At 41.7% G+C, this 14,339-nt stretch carries 13 protein-coding genes and 1 pseudogene; 10 read left to right on the top strand and 4 right to left on the bottom strand.

The window, feature by feature from the left end; translation table 11 throughout:
• Positions 1–96: 96 nt before the first annotated feature.
• Together V7K62_RS28320 and V7K62_RS28315 are read right to left on the bottom strand one after the other, a co-directional pair.
• Entirely contained in the window at positions 97–1,470 is a 1,374-nt protein-coding gene (locus V7K62_RS28320; protein ID WP_334870074.1) for an O-antigen ligase family protein, read from the bottom strand.
• The gene (locus V7K62_RS28315; RefSeq protein ID WP_334870072.1) at positions 1,452–2,294 is read right to left on the bottom strand and encodes a YaaW family protein; all 843 of its coding nucleotides are present in this window, start codon (positions 2,292–2,294) and stop codon (positions 1,452–1,454) included. The genes V7K62_RS28320 and V7K62_RS28315 overlap by 19 nt, the downstream gene beginning before the upstream one ends.
• Before the next feature lie 124 nt (positions 2,295–2,418).
• On the opposite strand from V7K62_RS28315, the pseudogene V7K62_RS28310 reads away from it, so the two are divergent.
• From V7K62_RS28310 to V7K62_RS28300, 3 genes and pseudogenes are all read left to right on the top strand, one after another.
• Positions 2,419–3,510: pseudogene (locus V7K62_RS28310) on the top strand (NAD(P)/FAD-dependent oxidoreductase).
• A gap of 533 nt (positions 3,511–4,043) precedes the next feature.
• Positions 4,044–4,421: a hypothetical protein gene (locus tag V7K62_RS28305; RefSeq protein WP_334870069.1), complete on the top strand. Its 378-nt coding sequence runs from the start codon at positions 4,044–4,046 to the stop codon at positions 4,419–4,421.
• 196 nt (positions 4,422–4,617) lie between these two features.
• Positions 4,618–5,418 (top strand): SIMPL domain-containing protein, encoded by an 801-nt coding sequence (locus V7K62_RS28300; protein ID WP_334870066.1) that lies wholly within the window; start codon positions 4,618–4,620, stop codon positions 5,416–5,418.
• Positions 5,419–5,827: 409 nt separating this feature from the next.
• On the opposite strand, the gene V7K62_RS28295 is transcribed toward V7K62_RS28300, so the two are convergent.
• Complete coding sequence (locus tag V7K62_RS28295) at positions 5,828–6,094, bottom strand: type II toxin-antitoxin system PemK/MazF family toxin (protein ID WP_334870250.1); 267 nt, start codon at positions 6,092–6,094, stop codon at positions 5,828–5,830.
• Positions 6,095–6,736: 642 nt separating this feature from the next.
• Here V7K62_RS28295 and V7K62_RS28290 point away from each other — a divergent pair.
• From V7K62_RS28290 to V7K62_RS28280, 3 genes are all read left to right on the top strand, one after another.
• Complete coding sequence (locus V7K62_RS28290) at positions 6,737–7,060, top strand: hypothetical protein (RefSeq protein ID WP_334870062.1); 324 nt, start codon at positions 6,737–6,739, stop codon at positions 7,058–7,060.
• 3 nt (positions 7,061–7,063) lie between these two features.
• Positions 7,064–7,261 carry a VOC family protein gene (locus V7K62_RS28285; RefSeq protein WP_334870249.1) on the top strand — a complete coding sequence of 66 codons (198 nt, stop codon included), beginning with the start codon at positions 7,064–7,066 and terminating at the stop codon, positions 7,259–7,261.
• A gap of 466 nt (positions 7,262–7,727) precedes the next feature.
• On the top strand, positions 7,728–8,639 hold the full coding sequence (locus tag V7K62_RS28280; RefSeq protein ID WP_334870060.1) for a bestrophin family protein: 912 nt from the start codon (positions 7,728–7,730) through the stop codon (positions 8,637–8,639).
• 115 nt (positions 8,640–8,754) lie between these two features.
• Here V7K62_RS28280 and V7K62_RS28275 read toward each other — a convergent pair whose 3' ends face one another.
• Positions 8,755–9,603 (bottom strand): M28 family peptidase, encoded by an 849-nt coding sequence (locus V7K62_RS28275; RefSeq protein WP_334870058.1) that lies wholly within the window; start codon positions 9,601–9,603, stop codon positions 8,755–8,757.
• A 319-nt stretch (positions 9,604–9,922) separates the two neighbouring features.
• Here V7K62_RS28275 and dnaK point away from each other — a divergent pair, with 319 nt between their 5' ends.
• The 4 genes from dnaK (at position 9,923) to V7K62_RS28255 (ending at position 14,206) form a co-directional block, all read left to right on the top strand.
• Complete coding sequence (gene dnaK / locus V7K62_RS28270) at positions 9,923–12,004, top strand: molecular chaperone DnaK (protein WP_334870056.1); 2,082 nt, start codon at positions 9,923–9,925, stop codon at positions 12,002–12,004.
• Between the two features lie 280 nt (positions 12,005–12,284).
• Positions 12,285–13,277 carry a J domain-containing protein gene (locus tag V7K62_RS28265; RefSeq protein WP_334870054.1) on the top strand — a complete coding sequence of 331 codons (993 nt, stop codon included), beginning with the start codon at positions 12,285–12,287 and terminating at the stop codon, positions 13,275–13,277.
• Positions 13,278–13,364: 87 nt separating this feature from the next.
• Complete coding sequence (locus V7K62_RS28260; protein ID WP_334870248.1) at positions 13,365–13,877, top strand: J domain-containing protein; 513 nt, start codon at positions 13,365–13,367, stop codon at positions 13,875–13,877.
• Between the two features lie 56 nt (positions 13,878–13,933).
• Complete coding sequence (locus V7K62_RS28255; protein WP_334870052.1) at positions 13,934–14,206, top strand: DUF3143 domain-containing protein; 273 nt, start codon at positions 13,934–13,936, stop codon at positions 14,204–14,206.
• Positions 14,207–14,339 lie beyond the last annotated feature (133 nt).

Raw genomic sequence — 14,339 nt, 5'->3', positions numbered from 1 at the left:
TGTATAGTAATATTATTAACCTCTAAACCTAGATGTCCCCAGTGTATACACGGAAAAATAACTAAACGCTGTTCGCTATTGCCTAACTAACTAATTTTAACGAGATGCAAGCCTGTGTTTTTCGCGATCGCGATGTACTACTCCAGAAATAGCAGCCAAAATTAACCATGAAAGCGCATTCAAACGAAAATCGAAGAGGGTTACATCTACTGTATTTAATAAAATCCACCCAACAAAAGCCAGAAGATAACTGAAAAATATCAATTTGTCTGCTGGATTTATATATTTTAACTTTTGCAGTAATTGGATACCTGTAATCAAAATCCAAGCGAGTAAGCCACAAAATAAAAAAGCACTGGGAAAACCAGTTTCAGCAGATAACATCAAAAACAAGTTATGGGGATGACCCAAGGGAATCTGCATCTGGGCTTTGTAAAGTGTACTAAAACTGCGTAACCCCCAGCCAGTCCAAGGATGTTCTTGAGCTAAAGACCAGGCAAACTCCCACTGAGTTTTTCGCATTAAAGCGACTGGTCTATCTGGATACATATCGTCATTTAACCTTGCCCAAAAGAATGCAGGAACTACCAAGCGAAAAATTTTAGCGACTGGTGAGGGAGCAAAAGCTGCCAAAAACACACTAGAAACGATCGCAGCAACACTACCTACAAGAATGCGCCAACCTTGGTAGAGTGCATAAGCTAAACAGGCAAAAATAGCGATCGCCCACCCATTACGCGAGTTGGTGAAAATCAAGGTAATAAAATTCGCAATCACCGCCACTGTTAGGAAGAGAAAGGGAACTGGGGACTGGGGGAGCAGAGGAAAAGTTGCAGTCAGTCTTTCCCCTCTGCCTCTTATGCCCAATCCCCAATACCCAATCGCCAATCGCCACTGTTCTAGCCACAAGCCGAGACTAAGGATGAAAACTATTACTAGATAAGCTGCAAAGGTGTTAGCGTGCAAGAAAAATGAAGCGATGCGGCCCGGCGGATTTCCTCCTGGTATGACTGTCCAACTCAACACAACCCACAAAATCTCGAACTTAAAACTCCATCCCAAAAATAACTGCCCCAAGCCGATAATTACCACCGGCATGGAACCGATCACCAACATCCAAGCCATTTGCCGCAATTGAGCAAATGTTTGAATCAGAGCGCTATGGGCAACGAAAAGTAAAAAGAATGGTAATAAATTAAATAAGCCGAGGAAAGCTGCTATCTTGTCCTGGGCAAAACCAGCACTCACGATTAGCAATACACTCAAAAGGGCAAATCCCCAATTGAGGGGGCGGCGACTAATTTTGTGGGATTGTTTCAGCCAAGTGATTAATGAGACAAAACCTACAGTCACAGCCCCCAACAAAGGACTCAATGGGAAGATTAACAGTGCCCATAGAGAGTAGTTCCAAGAAGATTGCCAACGAGACTTGAAATAGTCAAAAACCTTGTTCAAGCTGGCTCCCAACATTCCTCACGAGTGAGGCGAATTTGAGCTAAGGCGAAGATGGTAGGGATGATTCGACCATAGTTAGTAGCGATCGCTCTCCACCCTAAATCCGCAAAAAACCATGTCCACATGATCGGCCCAATCACGGCAAACATAGTCCGGGTTGCCCCATAACGAGCTGCACTTACAGTCATACCCCGTTGCGCCATTTGCATAGCTACATAGCTTTGAAATTGCGTTGTAGCTGCTTCTGAGCCTGTAATTGCAGCTTGCTTTGCTACTTCATAAGTAGCAAAGTGGATGGCAAATTGACGGGCAATTTGCTTAAGTACAAGTGGCTGGAGAAGAGAAGTAACCGCTAGCGCACTACCGCCCTTGAAAAGTAACCCCAAGGGATCACGTTGCAATAAAAGTGGTAACGGTTGTTTTAGTTCTGATTTGAGCAGCTGACGCTGCACCTGTACAGTCAATTTTTGCTTTTCTTGTTCAGGCAATTTTTTCCACACCTGTCCTAGCAGATGCAAAAATACTTCTGCTTCTAAATCAATAGTTGCCAGCTGATTAGAATAGGGAATTTTTAGATACTTACATACTTGAACTAACGCTTGTCGGTAAGTTACCTGGCCTGTGCGTCCCCGTAATACTGTGATCCCATCTGCCGCCAAAAAGCGAAAGCGGCCCTCTAGTGCGTCTAGCCAGGCTTTCCTTTCTTGGCTTTGCACTTCGATGGGTTCGGGTGTGCGTACATAGTCTAGGGGATTGAACTTACGACTAAATAGAATTGCCGTTAAGTCTTGCAATTCTTCTTCGGTTGCTAACTCTAGCGCCGCCCTCATTTCATCCAATTTCCCATCCTCCCTTCCATGCAGCTTTCTGTACCTTATTCTACTATTAGCTTTCAGCAGTCATTAGTAGTAATTTTGTCCTTTAATAACTAATGACCAATAACCAACTAGGGACTATTGACTCATGACTGATATTGCAGTGATTGGTGCCGGAATCGCCGGTTTAGTCTGCGCCCAGCAGTTAAGTCAAGCTGGATATTCGGTGGTAGTGGTGGAAAAGTCGCGTGGTTTGGGAGGAAGACTAGCTACACGCCGCTTGCATGGAACTTTGGCGGATCATGGGACTTGTTACCTGAAGCCAAAGGGTGAATTGTTGGGGCGTTTTGTGGAGATATTGCGAACGCGCCATATCCTCGAAGTTTGGACAGAGGAGGTTTACGAACTCACAGCAGATGCTCCTTTATCTCAACCCAAAAACCGTAGTCCGCGTTATGTTGCACCTGGGGGAATGAGTGCGATCGCTAAATCTCTCGCCCCAGGTTTAGAAATATTACTGAATCAGCGTGTCATCGCTATTACCCCAACTCCCGAAAATAATTGGCGTTTAACCCTCGAATCTAGTAACGAAGAATTAACTGCAAAAGCTATAGTCGTCGCCATTCCTGCACCCCAAGCTGTGATGCTGTTGGCACCTTTGGGTGAAAGTGTATTGGATGCAGTTTTTCTTGATCACTTGCGTTCTGTAGAATTTTATCCTTCAATTAGTGCGTAGACGCAGAGCGGCTTGTCGTCAGACATCGCTGGATATCCTTCTACATCCCAACCCCTCCCTCAGTGGAAAGCCCTAACTTTTGTAGATGATGCTGATTTAGCATGGATTGGTTTGGACAGTAGCAAGCGTCCTAACCCTCAACAACCACATTTTGTGGTACAAAGTAGCGCTGATTTCGCTCAACGTCATCTAGAATCACAGGATTTACAACCTGCGGGACAATATATGTTGCAACGAGCAGCTGAATCTCTGTGCCTCGCTTGGCTGAATACTCCCGAATGGATGCAAGTACATCGTTGGCGTTATGCCTTTCCTAGCCGTCCTTGGCACGAAGTTTTTTTGTCTGCTGGAACTCCCTTACCTTTAGTTTGTTGTGGTGATTGGTGTGGCGGCAATCTTGTGGAAGGTGCAATGCTTTCTGGATTAGCTGCGGCTGATGAAATTAATCATCAGTTGCGTCATCTACCTTTCGATAATGTGAACTTTTTAAACGTTTTTGCCTGATAATTTCATCTGTCGCTAGACTGATTTTGCACTATAGGCAGTCGCTATTTTTCTGACTGACTAAATCAAAGTCCAACAAATAAGTTTTTTAGATGAAATAGCAAATTTTTCCCCAAACCTAAAAAGTGATGTAAATTACCCAAAAAGCTTAATTTCATTAAAAACTTGTTCTTAATTAGAGTTGCTTTATTGCTGTTAATCTTGATCCCCTAGCTTTTATGCTGCGTTTTATGTAGATTTACACCAAAAAGTCAGAAAGTTGAAATAATGAAGATTATAAATAAAAAATGTCGGTAACTTACCAGCTTATTGGACGCTATTTTAATAAGTCATGCTGTAAGACAGTATAAACTTTAACTAAAATAAGCAAAGCCAAATGTCTGATATTGTCCCAAGTTAAAAGGCTAGTTTCAGGGTCTATTGTATCTATTCAGTTGAATTACTTTTAACTGATTATGATCACGACGTTGCCATCTAAAAAAGTTATTTTCTCCACCAAGCATTGACTTGATTAAAAAAGGAGTTTGAAAATCATGAAAACGGTAGTTAATTTAACACAACAATCAGTAGTGGAAGAGATTGAAAGTGTTTTAAATACATATCCATCCCATCCATATCAACAAGCCTTTGCGATTCCTGATTTACGCCAAGAGCTAATTACTTTCGTCCTCAAGCGTATTCCCTCTTTTTACAGCGTTATGTCTGACGAAGAGATTCCGCTAGCGGAGCCTGAACAAGGAAGCTTGGGTTATTATAAGTTGCCTCGTAAACCCTTAGAGCAGCAACTACATTTACAGAATTTGATTCACCAAGGCATTTGTTTAATCGTTCAAGAAAAGTCAGATTGGATTAGCCGTCGTGTTTGTGAAACAGTTCAACCAGCTTGTGAACCCTCTCACTGGTTTGGTTAATAGTTCTAACAAGATTTGGCTCTCTGCTGAGATATCATAACGTCCGCAGTGAATTTTGAATTTTTGAGCTAATCCCACAGCCTTTAGTCGTGGGATTAGCTCAATTTTTTTTAAGTAGATTCCTCTTGAGGTGTAAACTTTGACAATTACTAAGTTCAAAGGATATTCCCAGGACATGAGAAAAATAACTGCTCTAATGCTAAGTATTTCCGTAAGTGTCGGGGTGGAAGCATTAACACCCAAAGTCACTAATGCCCAATTGTTTTACCCACCAGCAAGCGATCGCCATTCATTAATGGTAATCGGTCAAGGGGTTGTGAGAGTGCCAGCAGATACAGCGGATATTGAATTGGTATTCAGTAGCGGAGGTAGCAATGATCAGTTACAAACGCAACCGTCATCTCTACCCGAAACCCGCAGCCTATCCTCACCGACTCTACTTTTAAATTACAAAACAGCAGCAGAATCTTTACCCAGCAAAAAATCTCTAACTAAAGCAACTCTTCAGCCTGTAGTGGATAGTATAGTTGCTAAAGGGATTAGTGCTGATAAAATTCAAGTGCAAATTAACCCTAATTCCAGTGAAAATAACGCCAAGATATTGGTGAGACTGGAAAAACCAACGCGCGATCGCGTTCAGGAAATTGTTGCTACAGCGAACAAGTCCACGAGCAAACTTGAAAACCTTTCTGTCAAGAGTGTCGGTGTTGAGTATGCAGTAAATGACTGTCAAGCTTTGCAGAGTTCAGTTTATCAATCAGCGATGAAAGATGCTCAAAGCCGCGCTCAGGCTTTAGCAACTGCTATGGAAGTTAAACTTAGTACTCCTTCTGTCGCCGAGCCATTTTACACATTATTTTATCCCTCATGTAGTTCTAAAACTGGAGTTCCTTTACCGTCATTTGCGAGTTTTTTATTATCACCAGCTTATAATCCAGATGCCCCGGCAGAAGTTGAAATGAAAAAGGATATTTTTGTGACGTATACAACGAAATAAACATTTATATTTAGTGCGTAAATGCACAGCGACTTGTCGTCAGACATCGCACTTTGATTTAGTCCAAATTGGAAGTGCGATCGCTTAACTTTTTTCTTCTGAGTCGAATCAATAAGGATAGGTGCGATCGCGCTTCTTCTTGACTTCATATTTCTCTCTTTATATAACCCAAAATCTACTTAGATAAAATTCTAGTTTTCTAACTGTATATTTAAATATTTTGCTCTAACTTCATCGGAAATTTTTACGGCTTTTACTACTGACAAATAATAGGAATAGGGGCTGCTTTAGGAGCCTATCACTTCGGGAAATAAAACAAAAAATAGTAAGGTAATTCAAGGTGCGTTACATTATGTTGACGCACCCTATAGTTTTAATATGCACGTTAATAAATGAATTATACAAATCACTAATAATACTCAACTACGGCAGCAATAGCAGCAGCAACTTCCTCCATAATTTCACTCGAACATCCTCCAATTTTACGGATAAATCTTTGTATATCCATCCCTCGCAGTTGCAAAATATCTACAGCAGAAGTTTTTGTTAGACTATTTGCACTGTCTGGTTCAATTTTAACGTGCCAAATATTGCCAGCAGAATATTCTTTCCAGTCTGTGATTGGTGCAATCAACTTAATGGGTAGCTTGCCAACACCATCAGAACTTACTACTATTCACTTGAATCTAGGAGGTTGTTTTAAAAGTGGTTAGATCCCCCCTAGCCCCCCTTTTTAAGGGGGGAAAACTTCTTAAAATCCCCCAATTTATCGGGGGATTTAGGGGGATCTAAAACTTTTTGCTACCAACAACAGGACTTTTCAAATATCCTCTAGACTAGATTGCTGATTTAAAACTCCAATAGTGAAAAAACTCCAGAAATGTTTGTGACAAATCTGGAGTCAGGAAAGATACGCATTTACCTATACCAAATTTTCACCCTGAGAGAATCCTACGTCATCAGGGTATACACTCAAATATAGATAAAAGTATTTGAGGATTCTCGTTTACACTCCTTCTCTGTGGGAAGTAACGCAAAACAGCCTCAGTTTATCTGGGGCTGTTTTGCGAGACTTGTTTGGTAGGAAGGGTACATCAGTAAGTGATGCCCGTGTTAAATATAGATAATTCAGTATGCATCCTTATTCAGCCATGTATTGCCATATCAGGATGATTGGGAAAATTTTTATGGCTTTATTCCAAAAAGAAACTCCAGATGCACTTAAGGCATTCTGGAGCAGTAACAGGTTTCTAACATCAATCAATTTTTACATCTGCGATCGCCCGATGTCGTTAGGGTATATACTCAAATGTGTTTTATGTCTACTCATCCGCAAATCGACCAACAAGTTACCTTCCTTTATACCCATAATCTCAATGGATCTACAGAATTCTACGAACAAAAGCTAGGCTTGGAGTTATGGCTTGACCAAGGAACCTGTCGAATTTATACTGTTAGTGGCTCTGGATACTTGGGATTGTGTCAAGCAAGCGAAAAATCAACTCCTCCAACCGACAAGCAATCAAGTGTCATTTTTACCCTGGTAAGTGGGTGGACAAAAATATTTACAGTCATTGCGAGCGAAGCGAAGCAATCCCAGCCCTTGCGATTGCTTCGCTTCGCTCGCAATGACGTTGTGTAATTAATTCTGTTCCACTACTTAACACAACAGGTGGATGAATGGTTTGAATATCTCAGAGAACGTGGCATCGAATTTGAAAAGTCACCTATACTAAATGAAAAGTACAACATTTACCATTGTTTTTTCCGCGATCCTGATGGTTATTTGATTGAAATTCAACGTTTCCAGACTAACGACAAGAAAAAAGACATAACCAAATAAGTTATGTCTAGGAGTTTAATTTACAGGGCAGGATTTTTACAGGTTAGAACTTTTTTATTTACTGGGGTACATGATACCGAATAATGCTGTATGAACATTATCGATAGGAATATACCTTTTTTTCTATAGATTTATCGGGGTGAGATGCGGGATTTATGCAGCCACGGGAAAATCTTTACATTTGTTTACAATTGTCGCGTAGACATCGCTTTTGACTTTTATATAATGTTACCTAATTGACGAGCAAAAAACTCTTTGCATTAGTTCTAATAAGAAGTATTTAACCGAATTTGAAATTGGATAACATAAACTAGAATACAATACATAGTCGCCAGGATATTATGTTATTGGCAAGAATAGTTTTTCAAGTATCTCTTTACTAATTGTGTTAGTTTTATAATGATTATTTTTAAGCTAACAAATATTGAACATATCGATTCAATAAATATCTTATTAGGGTGACTAGATGATAGCCGAAAAAATCAAATGGGTACGCATAGCATTACAACCTAAAGGTTCAGTAATGAAAGCAATTTTCAAACATATTTTATGGTGTGGAGCTTTCGGATTTTTAATTTCTCTACTTCACCATTTTGACAAACCTGTATCCCAACCTATTTTAGCAAATGTTATTCCTAGTATTGTTTTAGGTTTGTTACTTGTCTTTCGGACAAATACTGCTTATGAGCGATTTTGGGAAGGGAGAAAATGCTGGGGTTCTATAGTAAATAACGTCCGAAATCTAGCGAGGCAAATTTGGGTATCAGTTGATGAAATTTCACCAGAAGATAAAGACAATAAAATTACGGCATTAAACTTATTGGCAGCTTTTGCTGTAACAACTAAATTACATTTGCGAGGAGAAACTGTCAATAGCGAGTTAGAAGATTTAATGCCATCTACTAAGTATATAAAACTGAAGATTATGAATAATCCTCCTATAGAGGTTGCCTTTTGGATAGGAGATTATTTACAGCAACAGTATGATCGTAATTGCCTTAATAGTTACCAGCTAACATCTATGCAAGAATTATTGAATAATCTTGTGGATAATTTAGGTGCTTGCGAACGTATTTTAAAAACGCCTATGCCGCTTGCTTATGCTATTCATTTGAAACAATTGCTGATACTATATTGCTTTTTACTACCATTTCAAATAGTAGACAGTCTCGGTTGGTGGACAGGTTTAATTTCTGCTTTGGTTGGGTTTACTGTGTTTGGCATTGAAGCCATTGGCTTAGAGATAGAAAACCCCTTTGGCTATGACGCCAACGACCTACCCTTAGATGCAATTTGTGAGACAATGAAACGTAATATTGACGATTTAATTACTTTGACTCCCAATGCGCGATCGCATAAAGATAGTATAAACAATTGAAAGAAGTTGAGAATATTGATTAAAAAAAAGAATATTAAGATATAAATAACATCCTAAAAAGAGGTGCGATCACTTTGTCTTATTTGGCGAACTATAAACCTCTTCTAATATCTTTTCACAACCGCCGAATTGCCATCTCTAAACTTTCACATACACCAGTCAGAAAATCTAAATCCAAAGTAGCGATCGCATCACTAGCTTTGTGATAATGTGGATTTCGCAAGAATGCCGTATCTGTCACCATAATGGCCGGATAACCCAAATCCCAGAATGGTGCATGATCGCTAAGTCTGGTTTGGGGAACTATTAAACCTCGATTCGGCACGGGTAGCCATTGACTAGATACGCCAGCTTTGCGAATATTACGGCTTATGCCAATTAAGTCAGGCAATGTCCGCAAGTTGCCAATTAAAGCAATAAAATCACCTGTATCTGGGTAGAAGCGTTCCAGAGGAGGGGGATAACTTTGGGAGCCAGGTGTAGAATCCTTATAGCCCAGCATTTCTAAGGAGATCATTAAGCGTAGCTGTTGCTTTTGTTGATGCAACAGGGCTGCATAATCAGCACTACCCAGTAAGCCGTATTCTTCCATATCGAAAGCAACCAGTCTTAAGGGATATCTTATAGGTTCGGCAGCAAACTTTCTCGCCAATTCCAGCAACACCGCCACACCTGTAGCATTATCATCAGCCGCAGGTGTTCCTGGAACTCCATCATAATGAGCGCCAATTAAAATCGGTGGCAAATCCTTTTTTTGCCCTCTGGCTTGGGAGGGTAAATTTAATATCAAGTTATTACAAGCTTTGCCTCTGACTTTAAAGGTGTGGATTTCCACACTCCCCGATTGGGAAAATTGCTGACGGATGTATTCTTGGACAAAAAAATGCCCAGCCGTTGCCATGTAAGGATCGCGTTCTCGCGCTATCTGACTCAGGGAAGTCTGTAATCGCTCTGTTAAATTCAAATTTTTAAGATGGTGGCAATAATATTAGAGTTTTCAGGCACTCAAAAAAGTAGAGCAAGCATTATTAAGGGGAATTTACCAACTTGCAGATACCGTAAACAGAAGTAGGCGGATAACAAGAATTGAGGCTGCTTGGGCACACCAACCATCTCAATGCTATCCTAGTCTTGCAACTATCTCCTCTAGCTGCACATCTTAGCTTACTGCTTTAATGATGACTATTATACCATTGAGGTGGTTTCATCCTGTAGCACAAAGCTAGAGGTAGTTCCGCCCAATCATAATAAATATATAAGACACTTTAGGAGAAGAATAACGCATGGGCAAGGTAGTCGGCATCGACTTGGGTACAACCAACTCAGTAGTCGCCGTTATGGAGGGTGGCAAGCCGGTGGTGATTGCCAATGCAGAAGGAATGCGAACAACCCCCTCCGTAGTTGGCTTCAGCAAAGAAGGTGAAAGGGTGGTTGGGCAAATGGCACGGCGACAAACCGTCCTCAATCCCCAAAATACCTTTTTCGCAGTTAAACGCTTCATTGGGCGGAAGTATGGCGAACTTAACCCAGATTCCAAGCGTGTACCCTACACCATCCGCAAAGATGAAGTAGGTAATATTAAAATTGCCTGTCCCCGTCTCAATAAGGAATTCGCCCCAGAAGAAATTTCAGCAATGGTGCTAAAGAAATTGGCAGACGATGCTAGTCGCTATTTGGGTGAACCAGTCACAGGGGCAGTGATTACAGTACCCGCTTATTTTAACGATTCTCAGCGGCAGGCAACCCGCGATGCTGGCAGAATTGCTGGTTTAGAAGTGCTGCGGATTCTTAATGAACCGACTGCGGCATCTTTGGCTTATGGATTAGATCGGGGTGACACGGAAACTATCTTAGTCTTTGATTTGGGTGGTGGCACCTTTGACGTGTCGATTCTAGAAGTAGGCGATGGGATATTTGAAGTCAAGGCTACCAGTGGAGATACGCAACTTGGTGGAAACGACTTTGACAAAATAATAGTAGATTGGTTAGCAGAGCAATTTCTGGAAACAGAAGAGGTAGATTTAAGACGCGATCGCCAAGCTTTGCAACGTCTGATGGAAGCTGCGGAAAAGGCCAAAATTGAGCTTTCTGCTGTCAGCGTCACCGATATTAACTTACCCTTCATCACCGCCACGGAAGATGGCCCCAAACATCTGGAAACTCGTTTAACTCGTTCCCAGTTTGAAGGTTTGTGTGGTGATTTGGTGGGGCGCTTACGGACACCAGTGAAACGCGCCCTCAAAGATGCCGGACTTTCACCTAGAGACATTGAAGAAGTGGTTTTAGTTGGCGGTTCTACACGGATGCCAATGGTGAAGCAACTTGTGCGGGACTTGATTGGTACAGAACCTAACGAAAACGTCAATCCCGATGAAGTCGTAGGAGTGGGTGCAGCAATTCAGGCAGGAATTCTCGCCGGCGAACTCAAAGATGTGCTGCTTTTGGATGTCACACCCCTTTCTTTAGGATTGGAAACCATCGGCGGCGTGATGAAAAAACTCATTCCCCGCAACACCACCATCCCAGTACGTCGTTCTGACATTTTTTCCACCTCTGAAAATAACCAAAATACTGTGGAAATTCACGTAGTCCAGGGCGAACGGGAAATGGCAGCAAACAACAAGTCATTAGGACGGTTCAAGCTGTATGGCATCCCGCCAGCGCCGCGAGGAATTCCCCAAGTTCAGGTGTCATTTGATATCGATGCTAATGGTATTTTACAGGTAACAGCTTTAGATAGAACGACTGGACGAGAGCAGAGTATCACCATTCAAGGCGCTTCCACCTTGAACGAGTCGGAAGTGAATCGGATGATTCAAGATGCTCAGAAATACGCCGATGTCGATCGCGAACGTAAAGAAAGAGTAGAAAAGCGGACTCGTTCTGAGGCGTTGATTTTCCAAGCAGAACGACAACTCAGAGAAGTAGCGCTGGAATTTGGTATGCAGTTTGCCCGCAGCCGCCGCCAAAGAATTGATAATATTTGCCGACAACTAAAGGAAAGTCTTCAGGAAAATAGCGATCGCGGTATCGATCAAGCCTACGCCGACTTGCAAGATGCTCTCTATGAGCTAAATCGGGAAGTCCGTGAGACTTATGCTGAAGATGAAGATGACGACTTATTTGGTACTATCCGTGACATCTTTACTGGCGGTGATAAAGATAAAGAACGCGAATCTCCCAGAGATACATATCGAGAACGCGACTCATACAGTAAAGACTATGGCAAAGATTACGGTAAAGACTATGGCAGAGATTATAGCCGCGATAATCGTTCTTCCTCTTATGAAAGCCGTCCTCCACGTAAATCTCGTCCCAGCTACCAAGATAACTGGGATGATGAAGAAGACAATGATTGGTTGTAAGTAGAAGGCAGGAGGCAGGAGGACGTTCGGCAAGCGCTCAGTCGAGCCGCAGAAGGCAGGAGGTAAAAGCTCCTCAAGAAGCTGATTTCACTGGTTGGCATTTTACATTTAATTATGTCTACCTAATTAGTACTTCTGATCAGAGTTAAGAGTAGAAGTTAAAAATTAAATCTTTCAACTTGTAACTCCTCTCTCCTAACTTCTAATTAATCCAAAATCAAAAATCGTTCGACTGAGCGCTGACGGCGAAGTCTAAAATCTAAAATTTAAATAACTGACTATGCAAAATTTGCCGAACTTTCGCGATTACTACGAGATTTTAGGAGTATCTAAAGATGCCTCTGGTGAGGAAGTTAAAAAGGTTTATCGGCGGTTAGCAAGGCAATATCACCCCGATCTCAATCCGGGTAACAAAGAATCGGAGGAAAAATTTAAGGATATTGGCGAGGCTTATGAAGTTCTTTCCGATCCAGCCAAGCGATCGCAGTACGACCAGTTTAGCCGCTACTGGAAGCAAAAAGGCTTTGCGGGCAATAAACAGACGCCAAAGGCTAAAACTTGGCAGAGTAGTGCTAGCGATCGCAATGGCAATCAGGACGTAGATCCAAGTCAATTCTCCGACTTTGAGAGCTTTATTAATCAAGTTATCGGCGTCAAAAATAAGGGCGCGGCAAATAACTCTAGTAATGGTAGTAGCGATCCGTTTCGTTCCCCTAGAACAAAAGTTGAATACACCGTTAACACCCCACCCCGCACAACCCGCCGGGATATAGAAGCCAGATTAACACTTCCCCTAGAAAAAGCTTATCAAGGTGGTAATGAACGCATTCGTTTAGAAGATGGGCGATCGCTAGAAGTTAATATGCCTCCAGGGATGGTAACAGGTCAAACCATTCGTTTGCGGAACCAAGGCGTTGGTGGTGGCGACCTATACTTAAAAATTACTGTTGAGCCTCATCCATTATTTAAGCTAGAAGGTTCAAATATCGTCTGCCAAGTACCAGTTACTCCCAGCGAGGCAGTTTTAGGAGGACAGGTAGAAGCACCTACTCTTGATGGCCCTGTAAAAATGACCACTCCTCCCGGAGTTAGGTCTGGTCAAAAATTTCGACTAGGGAATAAAGGCTATCCCAGTGATGACGGTAAACGTGGCGATCAATTAGTAGAAATTCAAATAGTTACACCGAAAAATATTAGTCAAGAAGAACGAGAACTGTACGAAAAGTTACGGCAAGTTGAAACCTTTAAACCCCGTGCTGATTTAATACGTTAGGAATAAGATATCAATCAATAAGGATTTAAAATATAAAAAATATCTTTGAGCAAAGTGACTCAAACAGCCGTGAATCAGAATGGAGCAATGCCCCAAAGCAGTGAACCAACTTATTACTCCCTGCTAGGTCTGCATCCCTGGGCATCGGTAATTGACATTCGTCGCGCTTATCGGCAACTGAGCAAACGCTATCATCCTGATACTACAGACTTGCCGACTGCGATCGCTACTCCCAAATTTCAGCAAATTAACGAAGCATACGCTACCCTTAGCCATCCAGAACGGCGCTTCGGCTACGATTTAAAAATTGGCTATTCCCGCTTTGGAGTGATTCAACCACCTCCTGATTTGAATCATCCCGTCTCGCGTTCTCATGACTGGTCAAAATCAGCTTACCTCGATCCCAGCGATCGCCCCTTATCATCTGGCGAAATCTTTGCTTTATTTATGCTGGTGTTAACATTTGTAGGTTGTCTGTTATTAGCAGTTGCCATTGGCTTAACTCGTGGCGAGGCTGCTTTTCAAACTCATTTGCTGAAACCAACTGCATCTGTACAACAGCAGATTACATATATCTCGCAACTAATTACCCCTAGATAATTAAAAATTACAAAATTTCCTAATCCAAAATCCAAAATCCAAAATCTAAAATTCCTATGCTTCTTCTTCCCTCTGATACTCCCTTATATAATCATCCCCTACCACAAATTGAGCAGTGGCTAAAAGAGCAAGGCTGTCAACAAGACGAAACACAGAGGCATTGCTGGCATATACAGCGACCTAGTTGGCAAGCTGAATTATGGCTTGATGTTGAGCAAATTGTCGTGCGATATGTCCAATCTGGGGAAAATGGACAAGATATCCAACGCTCATTTAAGTATTCTCTGAGTCGGGATGATGTAGAACAAGCCGTGTTTTCAGGGCCATAGGGAAGTGCTGACCGTATAGTTCACCGTAAATTTAGACCAAAGTCGATAGCGATCGCATTTTGATCAACTGTAAAATTTGTGGGTATAAATCCCGGCAGCAAGAATCACGGCTGTACCCATTGTTCAAGGAAGG

The sequence above is a fragment of the Nostoc sp. genome (genome assembly GCF_036917935.1).
GTDB lineage: Bacteria > Cyanobacteriota > Cyanobacteriia > Cyanobacteriales > Nostocaceae > Nostoc.
The sequence above is the reverse complement of the archived record's forward strand: the minus strand, read 5'-3'. Positions and strand labels throughout refer to the sequence as shown.